General features: G+C 72.2%; 16 protein-coding genes. 8 read left to right on the forward strand and 8 right to left on the reverse strand.

From position 1 onward, the window contains the following. From VMR86_18125 to VMR86_18145, 5 genes are all read left to right on the forward strand, one after another. The coding region (locus VMR86_18125) for a hydrogenase (protein ID HTO08972.1) at window positions 1-319 on the forward strand (319 nt) is incomplete at its 5' end. Further along, on the forward strand, window positions 319-822 hold the full coding sequence (locus VMR86_18130; protein ID HTO08973.1) for a DUF3341 domain-containing protein: 504 nt from the start codon (window positions 319-321) through the stop codon (window positions 820-822). The genes VMR86_18125 and VMR86_18130, both read left to right, overlap by 1 nt. Beyond that, window positions 809-1,387 (forward strand): c-type cytochrome, encoded by a 579-nt coding sequence (locus VMR86_18135; protein HTO08974.1) that lies wholly within the window; start codon window positions 809-811, stop codon window positions 1,385-1,387. The genes VMR86_18130 and VMR86_18135 overlap by 14 nt, the downstream gene beginning before the upstream one ends. A 2-nt stretch (window positions 1,388-1,389) precedes the next feature. Then, entirely contained in the window at window positions 1,390-2,685 is a 1,296-nt protein-coding gene (locus VMR86_18140) for a hypothetical protein (GenBank protein HTO08975.1), read from the forward strand. A 44-nt stretch (window positions 2,686-2,729) separates the two neighbouring features. Further along, a complete protein-coding gene (locus VMR86_18145) occupies window positions 2,730-7,820 on the forward strand; it encodes a carboxyl transferase domain-containing protein (protein ID HTO08976.1) in 5,091 nt (1,696 codons plus the stop codon). A gap of 15 nt (window positions 7,821-7,835) precedes the next feature. Here VMR86_18145 and VMR86_18150 read toward each other — a convergent pair whose 3' ends face one another. Beyond that, a complete protein-coding gene (locus VMR86_18150; GenBank protein ID HTO08977.1) occupies window positions 7,836-8,240 on the reverse strand; it encodes a phosphoribosyl-AMP cyclohydrolase in 405 nt (134 codons plus the stop codon). Between the two features lie 32 nt (window positions 8,241-8,272). On the opposite strand from VMR86_18150, the gene VMR86_18155 reads away from it, so the two are divergent. After that, entirely contained in the window at window positions 8,273-8,596 is a 324-nt protein-coding gene (locus tag VMR86_18155) for a cytochrome c (GenBank protein ID HTO08978.1), read from the forward strand. Here the strand turns inward: VMR86_18155 and VMR86_18160 are convergent. From VMR86_18160 to VMR86_18175, 4 genes are all read right to left on the reverse strand, one after another. Continuing rightward, on the reverse strand, window positions 8,593-9,285 hold the full coding sequence (locus VMR86_18160; protein HTO08979.1) for a urate hydroxylase PuuD: 693 nt from the start codon (window positions 9,283-9,285) through the stop codon (window positions 8,593-8,595). The two genes, VMR86_18155 and VMR86_18160, sit on opposite strands and share 4 nt — an antisense overlap. Before the next feature lie 89 nt (window positions 9,286-9,374). Beyond that, window positions 9,375-10,250, reverse strand: coding sequence for an SDR family oxidoreductase (locus VMR86_18165; GenBank protein HTO08980.1), 876 nt, complete (start codon window positions 10,248-10,250; stop codon window positions 9,375-9,377). 65 nt (window positions 10,251-10,315) lie between these two features. After that, window positions 10,316-10,612, reverse strand: a complete 297-nt coding sequence (locus VMR86_18170) for a hypothetical protein (GenBank protein HTO08981.1) — start codon at window positions 10,610-10,612, stop codon at window positions 10,316-10,318. Between the two features lie 7 nt (window positions 10,613-10,619). Continuing rightward, window positions 10,620-12,953, reverse strand: a complete 2,334-nt coding sequence (locus VMR86_18175; protein ID HTO08982.1) for a glycoside hydrolase family 36 protein — start codon at window positions 12,951-12,953, stop codon at window positions 10,620-10,622. 40 nt (window positions 12,954-12,993) lie between these two features. Between VMR86_18175 and VMR86_18180 the strand changes: the two genes are divergently transcribed. Both VMR86_18180 and pyrE read left to right on the forward strand, forming a co-directional pair. Continuing rightward, entirely contained in the window at window positions 12,994-13,542 is a 549-nt protein-coding gene (locus VMR86_18180; protein ID HTO08983.1) for a cob(I)yrinic acid a,c-diamide adenosyltransferase, read from the forward strand. Beyond that, window positions 13,539-14,141: an orotate phosphoribosyltransferase gene (gene pyrE / locus VMR86_18185; protein ID HTO08984.1), complete on the forward strand. Its 603-nt coding sequence runs from the start codon at window positions 13,539-13,541 to the stop codon at window positions 14,139-14,141. Before VMR86_18180 ends, pyrE begins: the two co-directional genes overlap by 4 nt. Here pyrE and VMR86_18190 read toward each other — a convergent pair. From VMR86_18190 to VMR86_18200, 3 genes are all read right to left on the reverse strand, one after another. Then, window positions 14,104-15,075: a hypothetical protein gene (locus VMR86_18190; GenBank protein ID HTO08985.1), complete on the reverse strand. Its 972-nt coding sequence runs from the start codon at window positions 15,073-15,075 to the stop codon at window positions 14,104-14,106. The two genes, pyrE and VMR86_18190, sit on opposite strands and share 38 nt — an antisense overlap. Further along, window positions 15,062-17,002 carry a protein meaA gene (locus VMR86_18195; protein ID HTO08986.1) on the reverse strand — a complete coding sequence of 647 codons (1,941 nt, stop codon included), beginning with the start codon at window positions 17,000-17,002 and terminating at the stop codon, window positions 15,062-15,064. Before VMR86_18195 ends, VMR86_18190 begins: the two co-directional genes overlap by 14 nt. Before the next feature lie 14 nt (window positions 17,003-17,016). After that, window positions 17,017-17,955, reverse strand: a 939-nt coding sequence (locus tag VMR86_18200; protein ID HTO08987.1) for an alpha/beta hydrolase, incomplete at its 5' end; no start/stop codon positions are given.

Consider the following 17,955-nt stretch of genomic DNA (forward strand, 5'->3'; position numbering starts at 1 on the left):
GCTCTCGCCGCTGCCGCTGTGGATCAAGCGCAACCGCGAGAACGTGCTGTGGATGTGGATCACCTCGATCTTCATCAACATCGGCATGTGGTTCGAGCGCTACGTGATCATCATGACCGGTCTCTCGCACGAGTATGACCCCGCGGCCTGGGGTTACTACGTGCCGAGCCTGACCGAGCTCACCATCCTGACTGCGAGCTTCGGCCTGTTCCTCACCATGTTCACGATCTTCCTGCGCCTCGCGCCGGTGGTTGCGATCCAGGAGATCAAGGAGCTCTGGTACGAGGAGCACGCGCCGGCGGGCGGAGGTCACCACTGATGGCGCAGGTGCTGGGAGTCATGAAGAGCCCGCACGCGCTGGTGGGAGCGATCCACGAGCTGAAGGGCGCGGGCTTCCGCGAGCTCGAGATCTACTCGCCCGTGCCGAGTCACCACATCGAGGAGGCGCTCGACCGCGGCCCGTCGCCGATCCGCCTGCTCACGCTGATCGGCTGTCTCACGGGCGTCACGTTCGCCTACTTCATGCAGATCTGGTGCGCCTACGACTGGCCGCTGGTCGTCGGCGGCAAGCCGTTCGCGTCGATCGTCGCCTACACGATCATCGGCTTCGAGCTGAACATCTTGCTCGGCGGTCTCTTGACCGTCCTGGGCCTGATGTTCTTCGGCATGTTCATGACCCGCAAGGGTCACGACGCGTACCAGCCCGGCTTCTCGGGTGACTCCTTCGGCTGCGTGGTCGCCTGCCACGGCGACCAGGTGTCGCGCGCGCAGGAGCTCCTGCGCCGCGCCGGGTCCACGGAGGTGCGCGTTGTCGAAGGCTAGGCGTCAGGGCCGGCCCTCGCTCGGCCACACGTTCGTGGGCATTGCCTTTGCCGTGCTCTGCGGCTCCGGCTGCTGGGAGCAGGTCGACCGGCACTGGTTCGATCAGATGAAGAACGGCCCGGCCGTGCAGACCTACGCGCAGAAGCCGTTCGATCCGCCCGACGGCGTGATTCCGGCCGGCGGCATGCCCGAGCGCATCGGGCCCGACAATCCGATGTTCGCCACGCCCATGTACGCGCCCGAAGTGCGCGAGCTGAAGAACCCGATCCCGGCCACGCCGGCGTCGATCGAGCGCGGCAAGCACGAGTTCGAGACCTACTGCGCGGTGTGTCACGGCGAGGACGGCATGGCCGCGCAGACGCCGCAGCACCCGGTCACGATGAAGCTCGGCGCGAACGGCGCGCCGCCGTTCCCGCTGGCCGCCACGCCGAGTTACACCGACGGGATGATCTTCACCAAGATCCGCTACGGGAAGCCGCTGATGCCCGGCTATCCGCAGATCCCCGACGAGGACCGCTGGCACATCATCAACTACCTGCGCACGCTCTTCAAAGGGATTTCGTGACCGTGACTCAAGACGTCGCCACGCCCAGGTCGCTCCCGACGCTGCCGGCCGCCATCTTCGGCGCGCTCGTCGCGATCGGCGCCATCACGCTGCTCGTGGGCGCATCGAGCTCCGACGCGGAGCTGACGCGGCGCACCTACCGGGTGTTCCTGCACAACTGGCTGATGTGGGCCGTGCTCTCGAACGGCGCGCTCGTGCTGTCCTCGGCCATGCGACTCACCAATGCCCGCTGGCAGGGGCCGATCCACCGCATCGCCGACTCGATGGGCGCGTACGTGCCCGTGTCGCTGGTGCTGTTCGTGGTGGTCTATCTCGGCCGCCACAACCTGTACGAGTGGGTCGACCACCCGGTGCCCGGCAAGGAGTTCTGGTTCGAGCCGGCCTTCGCCTTCACGCGCGACACGATCGCGCTGTCCTGGATCACCTTCATCTCGCTGTTCTACCTGTATCTCACCGTCCGCCCGATGCTGGGGCGCGCGCGCGATGGCGCGCCGGGGCTGCGCGGCGCGCTCGCGCAGCGCTGGACGGCGGGCTGGCGCGGCGAGGAGCGGGAGCGCGACATCTCGACCCGGCGCCTGCGCAAGCTGTCCGCGGTGCTCGTGCTGTCCTACGCGATCTGTTACTCGCTGATCGCCATCGACCTCTGCATGTCACTCGCGCCGGAGTGGGTGAGCACCATGTTCCCGGCCTTCTACGGCTGGGGCGGCTTCCTGTCGGCCTGCTCGATGCTCGCGCTGATCTGCGTGGTCATGCGCAACTCGCAAGACCTGCGCGGTGAGATCACGACCAGCCGCATGCACGACATGGGCAAGATGATCTTCGCGTTCTCGATCTTCTGGATGTACCTGTTCTGGTCCCAGTATTTCGTGATCTGGTACGCGAACATCCCCGAAGAGACCGCGTTCGTGGTGAACCGCCTCGGGACCCAGTTCGTGCAGGACGTCTGGTACTTCGACGGCTTCTGGACGCGCCTGGCCGAGCCCTACGTGAAGGTCTCGCTGTCCGTGTGGCTCCTGGTGTGGATCGTGCCCTTCTGGGTTCTGCTCGGTCAGAAGCCCAAGAAGACCCCCGCGATCCTCGGGCCGGTGGCGTTCGCCTCGGTGCTCGGCTTCTACCTCGAGCGCTACATCCTGGTGACGCCGTCGCTCGTGCCGCCCAAGGCCGTGCTGGCGGGCGCCGCGATCACGCCCTTCTCGTGGGTCGAGCTGGGGATCGCGACGGGCTTCATCGGCCTGTTCTTCCTCTGCTTCCTCTCCTTCGCGAGAGTCTTCCCCGGCGCGCTTCCGTCGAAGAGCTAGCCCGTCGCCTCTGCTAGCATCGTCGTCCTGGACGGGAAGGGGCGTTGGGCAACGCGATCCATCGCATAGCGATCCTGAACCGGGGAGAGGCCGCGTCGAGAGCGCTGCGGGCGCTCCGGGAGCTCCGGACCGAGGAAGACAGCGACCTGGTCGGGATCGCGCTCTACACCGAGCCCGACGCCACCGCGCCCTTCGTGCGCGAAGCCGACGAGTCGCTCTCGCTCGGGCCCGCGCTGCGCGCGTCGGCCTCGGGGGCCATGCGGCCGGCCTATCTCGACCACGAGCGCGTGCTCGCCGCCCTGCGCGCCATGCGGGCCGACGCGGTCTGGCCGGGCTGGGGGTTCCTCGCCGAGGACCCGTCGTTCGTCGACAAGCTCGAGGCGAGTGAGATCGCGTTCCTGGGCCCGAGCGCCGACACCATGCGGCGGCTCGGCGACAAGATCGCGTCCAAGCTCATGGCCGAGGCGGCGCGCGTGCCGGTGACTCCCTGGAGCGGCGGCTCGATCTCGCGCGACGAGGTCGAGCGCGAGGCCGCGCGCATCGGCTACCCGCTCATGCTGAAGGCCACCGCGGGCGGCGGCGGCCGGGGCATCCGGCTGGTGCGCGCGCGCGAGGAGCTCCTGGCCGCGTTCGACAGCGCCACGACCGAGGCCGCCAACGCGTTCGGCGACGGCACCTTGTTCGCGGAGGCGGCGCTGTTCGGCGCGCGCCACGTCGAGGTGCAGATGGCCGCCGACCAGCACGGCACGGTGCTGGCGCTCGGCCTGCGCGACTGCTCGGTGCAGCGCAAGCACCAGAAGGTGGTCGAAGAGGCGCCGCCGCCGGGTCTCTCGCCGGCGCTCGTGCGGCGCATCCGGGAGGCCTCGATCCGGCTGTTGCAGGAGGCGAAATACGTCGGCGTGGCGACCTGCGAGTATCTCGTGGTCGCGAACGACCCCGCCGAGCGCTTCTACTTCCTCGAGGTCAACCCCCGGCTCCAGGTCGAGCACGGAGTCACCGAGCTCTTGACCGACCTCGACCTGGTGAAGACCCAGATCCGCATCGCGCGCGGCGAGCACCTGCCGAGTGAGTCGCCCGAGGAGCGCGGCTGCGCGATCGAGGTGCGGCTGTGCGCCGAAGACCCGGCGAACGGCTTCGCGCCCAGCCCCGGGCGCATCGTGCTCCTGGACCTGCCCGCCGGGCCGGGCATCCGCGTCGACGCGGGCATCGCGTCGGGCGGAACGATCCCGTCGGAGTTCGACTCCATGGTGGCCAAGATCCTCGCGCGCGGGGCCACGCGCGAGGAGGCGCGCGCGCGGCTGGTGCGCGCCGTGGCCGACGCGCGCCTGGTCGTGCTGGGCGGCATGACCAACAAGGGCTTCCTGCTCGACGTGCTGGGTCACGCCGACTTCCGCGCCGGCGGAATCACCACGACCTGGCTCGACCAGACACACCTGGCGTCGGCGCCCGAGCCCGCGGTCGAGGCGCTGATCATCGCCGCGATCCAGACCTACCAGCAGGAGCGCGCCAAGACGCGCGCGAACTTCTTCGCCGCCGCGGCGCGCGGCCGGCCGCGCGACATCCCGCCTTCCGACGGCGCGGAGCTCGACCTCGTGTACGCCGGACGGCCGTACCGCATCGCCCTGTACGCCGTCGGCGGCTGGAACTACCGGGTGGAGCTCGGCGATCGCGCGATCCAGGTGAGTCTGCTCGAGCAGGGGCCGTACTCGGGGCTGCTCGTGGTGGGCGAACGGCGCTGGCAGGTGCTGATGTCGGGCACCGGCGTCGAGATGCAGGTCGAGCTCGACGGCCGCCTGCACCGCGTGCTGTGCGACCTGGGCGGCAAGGTGCGCGCGCCTTCGCCCGCGCTCCTGATCGACGTGGCGGTGACTCCCGGCCAGCGCGTCGAGGCGGGCGCGCGGCTGGGCCTGTTCGAAGCCATGAAGACCGAGACCGCGTTCTATGCGCCGCTCGCCGGCGTGGTGCGCGAGGTGCTGGTGCGCCCCGGCGAGCGAGTCTCGGCAGGTGACGTGATCCTGGTGATCGAGCCGGAGGCCGGCGCGTCGTCGGCGGCGCCCGGCGCGGGCACGCTCGAGCTGCCGCTCGAGCCCGACCCGCTCGAGATCTTCCGCGGCGACGACGGCCTGGCCGACTTCGAGCGCGCCAGCGCCGAGGTCGCGTCGGTGCGCGCCGCCACGGTCAACGCGCTGCGCACCGAGACCCGCCGCATTCTCATGGGCTACGACGCGAACCCCGAGCGCGCCGACCTGCTCGTGACGGTGCTCGAGGCGCCGGTCGCCAAGATCTCCGACGCGCTGCGCTCCGACCTGGCCGGGCTCGCCAGCGCCGTCGAGGTCTACGCCGACATCGAGACACTCTTCTCGCGCGCGCCCACGCGGCTCGAGGAGGACGAGCTCGGGCCGTCGAACGACGCGCGCATGGCCATGTATCTGCGCCGCATCGCCGTCGAGGGCGCGGGCATCGACCCCGGCTTCCTGTCGCTCGTGAGTCGCGCGCTCGTGCACTACAACGTGCGCTCGCTCGAGCACTCCGACACGCTCGAGCGCGCGGTGCTGCGGCTCTACGCCACCCGCACCACCGCGAACCGGCGCAGCCGCGTGATCGTGGCGCTCTTGCACCTCTTGATCGGCCTGGCCGAGCGGGGCGAGACCTTCGCGCGCCGGCCCGAGCTCGCGGTCGCGCTCGACGCGCTGTCACTCCTGCGCGGCACCGTGCCGCCGAGCGTGGCCGACCTGGCGGCGCAGGCGCGCTTCCTGTTGTTCGAGCGCCCGCGCCGCGCCGAGGCCGTCGAGGTCGAGCCAGGGCCGCGCTGGGACATCCGCCACACGCTGGTCGAGCCGCCGGACCCCGCGCTGCTCGAGCGCATGGCGCGCGAGGTCGGCCTGCCGCTCGAGGAGGCGCGCCGCATCGAGCTGTGGCGGCTGGCGAAGTTCGAGCTCGAGCCGCTCGACGTGGGCGGCTTCGACGGCATCCACGCGTTCTACGGCGTCTCGAAGGACGACAACCGCGACGAGCGCATCATCTGCTTCGCGGCGGTCTCCGACGTCGGCCCCGGCGTGCCTCACGCGCCGGACCTGGCGCTGTTCGAGGAGCGCTTCCACGAGGCGATCGAGGCCATGCGCCGGGTGCAGGGCCAGCGCGATCCCGACCACCGGCTGCAGTGGAACCGGCTGTACGTGTACGTGCGCCCGCCGATCGCTCTCACCAATCAGCTGATGACCGAGGCGTTGCGCCGCCTCGCGCCGGAGACGGGTCACCTGGGGCTCGAGAAAGTCGTCGTGCGCCTGGCCAGCTTCGAGCGCGACGCGCCCGACGCGCCGCGCAAGATCGAGCTGCTGGCGGGCAACCCGACCGGCAGCCGCATCGAGTGGAACCTGCGCGTGCCGCACGACCGGCCGCTCGACCCGGCCACGCCCTACGCGCAGCGCGTGGCGTCGGCGCGCGCGCGCGGACTCACCTATCCCTACGAGATCGTGCGCCTGTTCACCGCGCCGCCGGAGCGCGGCGCGACGGGCATCTTCCTGCCCACCGGTGCGGGCTCGTTCCAGGAGCACGAGCTGGTCGACGGGCGCGCGGCGCCGGTGACTCGCGAGCCGGGCCAGAACCGCGCCGGCGTGGTGTTCGGGATCATCTCGAACCCGACCGTGAAGCACCCCGAAGGCATGCGCCGGGTGCTCGTGCTCGGTGACTCGACGCGCGGCATGGGGGCGCTGGCTTCGGGTGAGTGCGACCGGATCGTGGCGGCGCTCGACCTGGCCGAGCGCGAGCGCCTGCCCGTCGAGTGGGTGGCCCTCTCGGGCGGCGCGCTGATCGCGATGGACAGCGGCACCGAGAACCTCGACGCCACGGCGCGGGTGGTGCGCCGGCTGGTCACGTTCACCGACGCCGGCGGCGAGGTGAACCTGATCGTGGGCGGCCCGAACGTGGGCGCGCAGAGCTACTTCGATGCGCTGGCGTCGATGGAGCTCGGCTCGCGCGGCATCCTGATCATGCTGCAGAACGCGTACATGGTGCTCACCGGCCGCGCGGTGCTCGAGTTCTCGGGCGCAGTCTCCGCGGAGGACGAGATCGGCATCGGCGGCTACGAGCGCATCATGGGCCCGAACGGCGAGGCGCAGTTCCAGGCGCGAGACCTGGGCGACGCCTACACGATCCTGCTCGAGCACTACGGCTGCACCTACGTGGCGCCCGGCGAACGCACGCCGCGCCGCTTCGCCACCGGTGACTCCCCCGAGCGCGACGCCATGCGCGAGCCCTACGAGGGCGAAGAGGGCTGGAAGACGCTGGGCGAGGTGTTCTCCGCCGAGGCCAATCCGGGCCGCAAGCGCCCGTTCGCCATGCGCCCGCTGATGCGCGCGCTGGTCGACTCCGACGCCGGCTGGCTCGAGCGCTGGCGTGACTGGGCGGGTGGCGAGACGGCGATCGTATGGGACTCACACCTGGGCGGCGTGCCGGTCAGCCTGATCGGCATCGAGAGCCGCACCATCGCGCGCACGGGCTACGTGCCCAACGACGGCCCCGATGCGTGGACGGCGGCCACGCTGTTTCCGTACTCGTCGAAGAAGGTCGCGCGCGCGCTGAACGCGGCGAGCGGCAACCGCCCCGCGGTGATCCTCGCCAACCTGTCCGGCTTCGACGGCTCGCCCGAGTCGATGCGGCGCGGGATCCTCGAGTACGGGGCCGAGATCGCGCGCGCGATCGTGCGCTTCGAAGGCCCGATCGTGTTCACCGTGCTGACCCGCTATCACGGCGGCGCCTACGTGGTGTTCTCGCGCGAGCTGAACCCGCGCATGCGCGCCGCTGCGCTCGAGGGCAGCTACGCGTCCGTGGTGGGCGGTCCGGCCGCGGCCGCGGTGATCTTCTCGCGCGACGTGCGCAAGCGCGCGCAGGCCGACCCGCGCGTCGCGCAGGCGCGCGCCGCCGTCGAGGCCGCGCTCGATCCGGCCGTGCGCGTGGCGCGCCGCGCGCGCCTCGACGCGATCCAGGAAGAGGTCATGCTCGAGAAGCAGGCCGAGCTGGCCGCCGAGTTCGACGCGATCCACAGCGTGGAACGCGCGCTCCAGGTCGGCTCGATCGAGTCGATCCTGGCGCCGTCGGACCTCAGGCAGTCACTGATCCGCTGGTTGAGTGAGTGAGAGAGGCGAGCGAAGTCACTCGGGCTCGGTGAGTGAGTCGAGGTCTTTCACGGTCCGGTAGTAGCAGCGCTTCCGGGTCTGGCCTCTGGCGTCCTTCGTGTGACACACGCCGCCGTGCGGCCGCACGCGGTAGAGCAGGGAGTTCTGCTCGCAGTTCACGCGCACGTCGACCAGGTCGAGCCAGTCGCCCGAGGTCGCGCCCTTGTGCCAGAGCTCGTTGCGCGAAGTCGACCACAGCACGGCCTGGCGCACGCGCAGGGTCTCCTCGAGCGCGCGGCGGTTCGCGTAGCCGACGAACAGCACCTCGCCGGTGTCGGCATGCTGGAGCACGACCGGCAGGACCTGCTGATTCGTCTCGGCGATCTTGCGCAGCTTTCCGAAGTCGAGCTGCGCGCGCGTTCCCTCTTCGAGCTCGTTCATGGGGCGGGCAGGATACGCTACGCTCCGCGCCCGTGCGAACCCGCGTCGTCGTCTCTCTCGCGTGCGCCCTGGCCGTGTCGTCCGCCTGCCAGCAGAGCGCCGATCCCGTCGAGGCGGGTCGGCGCGCCTATGCGGCGAACTGCACCGCGTGTCACAACCCGGACCCGGCCAAGGAGGGCACGGTCGGTCCCGCCATCGCCGGCAGCTCGGCCGAGCTCGTGCGCGCGCGCGTGCTGCGCGCGGAGTACCCGGCGGGCTACAAGCCGCAGCGCGACACGCACCTCATGCCCGCGCAGCCGTTCCTGGCCCCGCAGGTCGAGAGCATCGCCGCCTATCTCGGCTCGCTGTCTCGCTAGAGCAGGAGCGTCGCGACCACGAACAGCACGAGCGTGAGGCCCAGGCCCGCGTGGATCGTGCCCGAGACCGTGGAGAGCGGCTTGGGCACGGTGCCCGTGAAGATGTTCGCCTCGAAGATCGCCGTGACGATCAGCACGATCGCGAGATAGAGCATCACCTTCGGCTCCATGTGATTCGCGATCGTCAGGTGACTCGCGGCTCCCATGAAGAACAGCATCGGGATCGAGAACAGCGTGTTGGTGCGCGACGCGCGGCCCGCCACGGGCCCGACCGCCGCGGCCGCGGGATCGGGCGGCTTGCCGGCCGCGACGCCCTCGGCGTTGGCCATGATCACGTACTGTCTGGGCATGATCACGAACCACACGTTGAACCACATGAACGTGCCCAGGAAGCCGCCGGTCAGGATGGTCGCGTAGTAGGCGCTCGACGAGCCGCCCACCGCCATCTTGATGATCACGATCGTCCAGCCGGTGAGGAACGTGAACATCGCGCCCCAGCGGAACCACCACAGCACGGTGGGGAGCAGGCCCCGCTGAATCGGGCTGCGCGCCGCGCCGCCCAGCTCGCTGGCCAGGAATGGCGTCTGCGCGAAGTTCAGGTAGTAGAGCATCCCGATCCAGGTGATGCCGGCCATGAAATGGAACCAGCGCAGCAGGAACAGGAACCCATCGAGCGTGAAAAGCACCATCGCGTGCTCCCCTCTGTTGACCCCGGGCCGCGGCTATTCGACCCAACGGGTCCGGGCTTGTCAAATGAAACCGCGCGCCGGTGAGTCGGTCACTTCTCGGCGGGGCGAATCACCGGCGGCTGGCCCGTCGAGCCTTTGTCGACCCCGCTCACGCCCATGAACGGCGACCCGCCGCCCTCCTGGCGCATGCGGGCCGCGAGGTTCGGGCCGGCGGCGGTGAGTCCACCGTCGACGACCAGCGGCTCGCCGGTCACGAAGCGCGAATCGTCGCTGGCGAGGAACAGGGCCGCCCCCGCGATGTGCTCGCCCTCGCCGGCCTCGGGCCAGGGCTGCAGGGTGGCCAGCCGGGGCCTGACCGCCTCGGGGTTCCCGCGGTGCGTGAGCGGCGTCAGGATCGCGCCGGGGCAGATCGCGTTCACCCGGATGCGCTCGGGCGCGAGCTCCGTGGCCGCCGCGCGGGTCAGATTGATCACCGCGGCCTTGGCGGCCGAGTAACACACCAGGCCGTAGCCGCCCGAGAGACCCGCGACCGATGCGGTGCTGATGATCGAGCCGCCGCTGCCCTGGCGCTTCATCGCGCGCGCGCCGTGCTTGATGCCGAGAAACACGCCGCGCACCAGCACCGAGAAGGTGAAGTCCCAGTCCTCGACCTCCATGTTCGTGATCGGGCCGAACGCGCCGCCGATGCCGGCGTTGTTGAACACGACGTCGACCTTGCCGAAGTCACTCGTCGCGACCTCGATCATGCGGGCCACGTCCGCCTCCTCGGCGACGTCGGTGCGCGCGAAGCGCACGCGCGCGGCGTAGCCGCCCTGCGCGGCGGTCTCGATGAACTCCTTGCCGTTGGCGTCGTTCAGGTCCGCCACCACGACCGAGGCGCCCTCGGCCAGGAAGCGCAGCGCGGTCGCGCGCCCCATGCCGCTCGCTCCGCCCGTGATCACCGCCACCTTGCCTGCCAGCCGCATCGCGCGCTCCTTCTCGCTCGAGGTGCGCGCAGTGTATCAAGGCCCCGGAGGCGGGTTCGGGCGGCCTACTTACCTCTCGGTTTGTCGGCGAACGGGAACGCGCGCGCGTGGTCGCCGACATCGGGCTCCACCTTCAGGCCGTCGGGGTGGCGCGCGGCGAACATGCGGCGGGTCGGCACGTACACGTCGCCCGCGAGCGGCGCGGTGTACTCGGGCTTGCAGCCGCACTGACAGCGGTCGCTGCCGGCGCAGGCGCCGCAGCAGAACCAGGCATCGCTCTGGCGCGCGGCGGCGTAGCCGAGCGGGCAGCCGCAGCGCGTGCAGCTTCCGGAGACGGGCGCGGAGTGAATCGGTTCGCTCACGGGTCCATCAATCGGCAATCTCGCCGGGGTTCACAACCCCCCCGACGCGGAGCCCGAGCTCGAGCGCATCGTCGAAGGCGACGTGGGCGCGCGTGAGGCGCGGCGAGCCGGGCAGGGCGACGGCGATCTCGCCCTCGCGCCGGCCCGCGAGCTTGAGCCGCACGCGCGCCTCGCCCGCCGGGCCCATGGCCACGGGCTCGGCCTCGAGCGCGCCCGCGCCCCAGTGGAGCGTCGTGCCGACCACGCGCGCGCCGTCGTCGGGCACGAGCCGCAAGAGTCGCGCGCCGTGCGGCGGCAGAGTGCCGAGTGACATCTCGCCCGAGCCGCGGCCGAGCTCGCGCTCTGCGAACACGTCCCAGACACGCAGCGGTCCGCGCAGCCCGAGCGCCGCCGGGTCGAGGTCGACGCGCGCGTCGCGCTCGCCGAGGTTCACGCGCAGCCAGAGCGCGCTGCCGTCGTCGAAGCGAGTCACGAGCTCGTCGGGCAGCCCGGCGCGCGCCGGACCGGCCGACGGCGCGCGCGACAGCGCCGGCAGCATGCGCTCGAGCCAGCGCCGGCGCTCGCTGGAGAGCTCGCTGAGCTCGTCCGACACCACGACCAGCCCGCCCGAGAGCGCGATCGCCGCGGCCAGCGTGCGCGTCTCTCCGGCGTCGAGCTGCGACGGCGCCTCGCGCAGCAGCACGCAGTCGGGATCGTTGAGCCACAGGCGCTGGTGCAGCGGCGCGCGCGCGAGCACGTTGGCCAGTGAGTTGCGCGCCGACGGCCCCGACGGGAGCCCGAGCACGCGGTCGAAGCCGGGATTGCGCCAGCGCGCGGCCACGTCGGGGCCGATGCGCATGCCCTCGAACAGGCCGATCGACGGGCCGAGCGGCGCGCCGCAGCCCAGCAGGAACACGCCGGGCCCGACGCCGCGCCGCAGCGCCGCGATGCCCCTGCGGTAGGCCTGCACGCCGCTGGCGCGCGGGTCGTGGCGCTTCCCGGCGAGCGCGCCCGCGAACAGGAAGTCGAGCTTGAGATAGTCGAAGCCGAGCGCGCGCAGCTCGCGGCCGAGTGACTCGAGCCAGGCCTCGACCGCGGGCTGCGTCGCGTCGAGCGCGAGCGCGCGCCGGCCGGGCCAGTCGGGGTTCCACAGCGCGGTGAGCGGCCGGCCGCTCGCGCCGCGCAGCAGCCATTCGGGCTTCTCGCGCGCGAGCCGCGAGCGCGGCGCCGCCAGGAACGGCGCGAGCCACAGACCCGGGCGGTAGCCCTCCGCGCGGATCTCGCGCGCCAGCGGCGCGAGACCTTCGGGGAAGCCCGCCGCCGGCGTGAGCCAGTCGCCGAGCGCGGACTGGAAGCCGTCGTCGATCTGCACCACGTCGAGCTTCGCCGGCAGCTCGCGCAGCGCGCGCAGGTTGCGGCTCACGTCCTCCGCGCGCACGCGCGTGCCGAAGCGGTACCACGAGCACCAGCCGGCGAGCGAGCGCGCCGGCACCGGCGCCGCCATCTCGCGGCCCGCGCGCTCCGCCCACTGCGCGAGCGCCTCCTCGACCGGCGCAGCCAGCCCGAGCCACAGGCGCTCCGCAGAGAGTGACTGGCCGGGCGCGAGCTCGGCGCCGTCGGTCGCGCAGCGCGCGTCGAGCGCGTTCAGGCGCCCGCGTGCGTTCGCCGCCTCGATCCAGCCGGACCAGCGCGAGTGACTCGCAAAGCCGAGCGCGAGCCCCGTGCGGCCGGGCACGCCGAGCGCGCAGGCCGAGTCCGACACGAAGCGGCCGCGGCGCGCCTGCGGCGCGAAGGGCGAGCTGAACACACGGCGCACGAACCGGCGCGGCGCCGGCGGGCGCTCGCCCAGGCGCAGCCAGCGCGCGGGCGACCACGATTGGTAGCCCAGCGCCAGGAAGGCCAGCGCCTCGGGGTCGCCGGGCAGGGCGAGGCGCGCGCCCGCGCCGGGCTGCCACGCGAACGGCTCCAGTGCCGCGACCGCGCGCGGCGCCGGGCCCACGTTGTGCAGCTCGAGCCCGAGCACGACCCCCGGCCAGCCGGCACCGAGCTCGAGCGCGAGGCCCAGCTCGAGCCCCTCGGCCAGCGCGATGCGCGCACGCACGCGGGCCGCGCGCCCGAGCGGCGTGTCGACCTCGTCCTCGAAGGCGAGATCGCGCACCAGCGAGGCCACGACGCGCGTGCCCCCGACCGTGCCCTCGCGCGGCTGGCCGTCGACCCACGCGCACAGGCGGGCGCCGGCGACCCCGACGGCGCCGGACGGGTCGAACAGCGAGACACGCGCGGGCGCGAGCTCGAGCCGTGCGCGCACGCGCTCGTTCGCGAGAGAGACCGCCGTCTCCTCTCTCTGGATCGTGACCGCCACCGGCACCTCCGCTGTCCCGCGCCAGTTATACTCGACGGCGATGAAGATCTACACGCGCGGGGGTGACACCGGGGAGACCTCCCTCTTCGGCGGCGAGCGCGTGAAGAAGAACGCCCCGCGCGTCACCGCCTACGGCGAGGTCGACGAGCTGAACTCGGTGATCGGCGTCGCGCGCGCGGCAGTCACCCACGACGACCTGCGCGCCAAGCTCGAGACCATCCAGTCCTCGCTCTTCGACCTGGGCGGCGAGCTGGCCACGCCGGGCGCGCGCAAGAAGGCCGGGCCGCGCGTCGCCGACGCGGACGTGGGCGAGCTGGAAGGCTGGATCGACGAGCTCGAGACCGAGCTCGAGCCGCTGCGCAACTTCATCCTGCCCGGCGGCGCGCCCGCGGCGGCGCTCCTGCACCTGGGCCGCACCGTGTGCCGGCGCGCCGAGCGCGCGGTGATCTCGCTCTCGGAGCGCGAGGAGGTCGAGTCACTCTTGGTCCGCTACCTGAACCGGCTGTCCGACTTCCTGTTCGTGCTGGCGCGCGTGGTGAATCGCCGCGCGGGCGTGGCCGAGCCGCAGTGGATCGGTCGCGAGCGGTGAACGCACGCGAGGTCGCGAAGCTCCTGGTCTCGATCGGCGCGGTCGAGCTGCGCACCGATCCCGCGCAGTGGTTCACCTGGGCGTCGGGCGAGCGCGCGCCGATCTACTGCGACAACCGAGTGGTCATGTCGTATCCCGACGCGCGCCGCCGCATCGCCGCGGCCCTGGCAGAGTCGATCCGGCGCGCCTTCCCCGACGCGCAAGTGATCGCGGGCACGGCGACCGCGGGCATCCCGCACGCCGCCTGGGTCGCCGACCTGCTCGAGCTGCCCATGGTCTACGTGCGCGGCGCCGCCAAGGAGCACGGCAAGGGCAAGCTCGTCGAGGGCCGTCCGCTGCGCGGCGAGCGCGTGGCGCTGGTCGAGGACGCCGTGTCGTTCGGCGGCAGCTCGCTCTCGGCCGTGGCCGGGCTCGAGGCCGAAGGCGGCAAGGTGGTCGGCGTGCAGGCGATCTACAGCTACGGCTTCCCGAAGGCCAGAGAGCGCTTCGCCGCCGCGGGAGTCACTCTGCTGGCGCTCACCGACTTCGACGCGCTGCTCGAGTCACTCGAGCTCGACGCGCCTACGAAGCAAGTCCTGCTCGCTTGGCGAGCGCGCTGAAGGCGTCGAGCGCGGAGCCCGGCGTCTCGGCACACACGCGCTCGATCTCGGCCGTTCCGCCCGCGCGCTCCACGCCCGCGCTGCCGTAGCGGCGCGCGAACAGCTCGAGCGCCCAGGCGGCGCGGCCGCGCGCGCGCCGGCGCTCGAGCCCGGCCTGCGCCAGGTGCGCGCGGTGCGCCTCGATCGCGGCGCCGAGCTGTGCCACGCCAAGGCCGGTCTCGCCGCTGGCGCCGATCACGGGCGGGCGCCAGGCGCCGGGCTCGAGCCGCGAGAGACCGAGCCAGCTCTCGAGGTCGGCGCGCGTGCGCTCGGCCAGCGGCCCGAGGTCCCACTTGTTCACGACCAGCACGTCGGGGATCTCGAGGATCCCCGCCTTCATGAACTGCAGCGAGTCACCCGAGCCCGGCTGGAGCAGCAGCACCACCGTGTCGGCCACGGTCTCCACGTCGATCTCGCTCTGGCCCACGCCCACGGTCTCGACCACGACCCAGTCGAACGCCGCGCGCAGCACTGCCACCGCGGCGCGCGCCGCCGGCGCCAGACCGCCGAGCTGGTCGCGCGCGGCCAGTGAGCGCACGAACACGCGCGCGCCCGGGGGGAAGCGCAGCCGCGCGCGGTCGCCCAGCAGCGCGCCGCCGGAGCGCCGGCTCGACGGGTCGACCGCCACCATGCCCACGGAGCGGCCCGCCTCGAGCCAGCGCGCGATCAGCCGCCCCGCGAGCGTCGACTTGCCCGCGCCGGGCGGGCCGGTGAGTCCCACGACCGCGCGCTCGCGCGGGGTCTCGGCTTCCAGCCGGCCCAGCAGGCGCCGCTGCAGCTCGAACGCCTCGGGCCGCGTGTCCTCCACGTGCGCGAGCGCGGCGGAGATCGCCTCGTGCTCGCCCGCGCGCACGCCGCGGACGAGTGACTCGAGCTCCGCCTCAGGCCGCGCCATGCGCGGCGGCGGCGATGTCGACGATCTCGCGCAGCACGCGCAGCACGTCGTAGTCGCGCGGCGTGTACACGGCCGCCACGCCCTCGGCGCGCAGCTTCTCCGCGTCCTCCTCCGGGATGATTCCGCCGACCACCACCGGCACACCGGCGCGGCGCGCGATCTCGGGCGCGAGCGACAGGTGCGAGCCCGACAGGATCGAGAGGCCGATCAGGTGCACGCCCTCTTGCAGGGCCGAGCTCACGATCTCGTCGGGCGTGAGCCGGATCCCCTCGTACACGACCTCCATGCCGGCGTCGCGCGCGAAGATCGCGATCTGCTCCGCGCCGCTCGAGTGACCGTCGAGGCCGGGCTTGCCCACCAGGAGCTTCAGCCGGCGACCCAGCACGCGCGAGATCTCGTCGACGCGCGCGCGGATCGCCCCGAGCTGCGCCGCGTCGCTGCGCGGCGCCACGGCCGCGTCGACGCCGGTCGGCGCGCGGTACTCGCCGTAGACCGCGCGCAGCGCGTCGGCCCACTCACCGGTGGTGACTCCCGCGTGCGCGCAGCGCACCGAGGCTTCCATCAGGTTGGCGCCCGAGCGCAGCGCGTCGCGCAGGCCGGACAGTGCCGCGGCGGCGTCGTGCGCGTTGCGCTTCGCGCGCTGCGCGCGCAGCCGCTCGACCTGCTCGCGGCCCGCCGCGTCGTCCACGGTCAGGATCGCGCCGGCGCCCTGCAACAGCGGCGAGGGCTCGCCCTCGGTGAACTTGTTGACGCCCACGACGGTGCGCGCGCCCGACTCGATCTCGGCCACGCGCCGCGCGTTCGACTCCACGAGCTTCTGCTTCATGTAGCCCGACTCGACCGCAGCGATCGCGCCGCCCTGCTGCTCGATGCGCGCGATCTCCGCCCAGGCGCCCGCCTCGATCTCGGCCGTCTTCTTCTCGATCACGAGCGAGCCCTCGAAGATGTCGGGGTACTCGAGCATGTCGGTCTCGAAGGCCAGGATCTGCTGGATGCGCAGTGACCACTGCTGGTCCCAGGGCCGCGGCAGGCCGAGAGCCTCGTTCCAGGCCGGCAGCTGCAGCGCCCGGCAGCGCGCGTCGCGCGAGAGGGTGACTCCCAAGGCCTCGAGCGCGATGCGCGGCACGTTGTTCTCGGGCTGCGCCTCGGTCAGCCCGAGTGAGTTCACCTGCACGCCGTAGCGGAAGCGGCGCTGCTCCTTGTCGGTGACTCCGTAGCGCTCGAGGCCGATCTTGTCCCACATGCGCGTGAACGCGCGCAGCTTGCAGATCTCTTCGATGAAGCGGATGCCCGCGTTGCAGAAGAACGAGATGCGCCCGAACACCGCGCCCAGCTCGGCCTTCGGCACGCGCACCGAGTCGAGCACCGCCATGGCGTTGGCGAGCGCGAACGCGACCTCCTGCACCGGCGTCGCGCCGACCTCCTGCAGGTGATAGCTGCAGACGTTGATCGGGTTCCACTTGGGCACGATCGCGACGGTCCACTCGATCATCTGGCGGGTCAAGTCGAGCGACGGGCGCGGCGGGAAGATGTAGGTGCCGCGCGAGAGATACTCCTTCACGATGTCGTTCTGCGTCGTGCCCTGGAGCTCGGCGCGCGCCACGCTGCGCCGCTCGGCCACCGCGACGTACAGCGCGAGCAGCCACGCGGCCGTCGCGTTGATCGTCATCGAGGTGTTCATGCGGTCGAGCGGGATGCCCTCGAGCAGCTGATCCATGTCCTCGATCGAGCCGATCGGCACGCCGACCTTGCCGACCTCGCCCGCCGCGAGCGGGTGGTCGGCGTCGTAGCCGGTCTGGGTCGGCAGGTCGAAGGCGATCGAGAGACCCGTCTGGCCCTTGGTCAGGTTCGAGCGGTAGAGCGAATTCGACGCGCGCGCGGTCGAGTGACCCGAGTAGGTGCGGAAGATCCAGGGTCGGTCGGCCATCGCGCGCGGCGCTCCTAGGCGAGCTTCGACTTGGCGTAGCGCACGATCTCGGCGATCGCGCGGTCTCCGTCGTCGATGCCCGGGAACAGCATGAAGTCGTGCGGCATGCCCGCGTAGCTCGAGAGCTGCACCTCGCGGCCCGCCTTCTTGAGCTTGTCGGCGAACTGCAGCGCGTCGTCGCGCAGCGGGTCGATCGCGCCCGCGATCACGAGCGCGGGCGGGAACTTCGACACGTCGGCCCGCACGGGGCTCGCGAACGGGTCGGCCCAGTCACTCGGCCGCACGTAGCAGTCGCGGAAGAAGGTCATGATGTCGGTGTCGAGCACGCCGTCGTCGGGCCCGAAGGTCTTCATCGACTCACTGGCGAGCGACATCTCGAGCCACGGGCAGAGCAGGAGCAGCGCGCGCGGCGGCTTCTCGCCCGCCGCGAGCAGCCGCAGCGTGACCGCGGCCGTGGCGTTGCCGCCCGCCGAGTCACCGCCCGCCGCGATGCGCGCCGGGTCGCCCGCGAGGCTGGCCGCGTTCTTGGCCACCCAGCGGTACGCCGCCAGGCAGTCCTCGAGCGGCCCGGGGTAGCGCGCCTCGGGCGCCAGCCGGTAGTCGACCGACACCACCACCGCGCCGATCCCGGCGCAGAGCTGCTTGCAGATCTTGTCGTGCGTCTCGAGGTTCATCGCCACGTAGCCGCCGCCGTGGAAGTACACGACCACCGGGTAGGGCCCCTTCTTGGGCTCGGCCGGGGTGTACACGCGCGCGGGGACCTTCCCGGCGGGGCCGGGGATCTCGATCATCTTCGTGGCCCCTACGGCCGGCGCGCCGGCGGCGAGCAGGGCGGCGAGCGCCCCCAAACCCTCGCGGAGCGCCTTGGGCTCCAGCACGCGGGTGGCCTTGCCCGCGTTCATCATGTCGAACAGCACCTTCACCTGGGGGTTCAGCGTCCCGCGCGGATCAGC

Source organism: Myxococcota bacterium, assembly GCA_035498015.1.
Lineage (GTDB): Bacteria > Myxococcota_A > UBA9160 > SZUA-336 > SZUA-336 > VGRW01.

Bases quoted from the DNA above. Each gene is read 5' to 3' on its own strand.
- VMR86_18190 (HTO08985.1), bottom strand. From the start codon at position 15,075: ATGGCGCGGCCTGAGGCGGAGCTCGAGTCACTCGTCCGCGGCGTGCGC.
- VMR86_18180 (HTO08983.1), top strand. From the start codon at position 12,994: ATGAAGATCTACACGCGCGGGGGTGACACCGGGGAGACCTCCCTCTTC.
- VMR86_18195 (HTO08986.1), bottom strand. From the start codon at position 17,002: ATGGCCGACCGACCCTGGATCTTCCGCACCTACTCGGGTCACTCGACC.
- VMR86_18165 (HTO08980.1), bottom strand. From the start codon at position 10,250: ATGCGGCTGGCAGGCAAGGTGGCGGTGATCACGGGCGGAGCGAGCGGC.
- VMR86_18150 (HTO08977.1), bottom strand. From the start codon at position 8,240: ATGAACGAGCTCGAAGAGGGAACGCGCGCGCAGCTCGACTTCGGAAAG.
- VMR86_18160 (HTO08979.1), bottom strand. From the start codon at position 9,285: ATGGTGCTTTTCACGCTCGATGGGTTCCTGTTCCTGCTGCGCTGGTTC.
- VMR86_18130 (HTO08973.1), top strand. From the start codon at position 319: ATGGCGCAGGTGCTGGGAGTCATGAAGAGCCCGCACGCGCTGGTGGGA.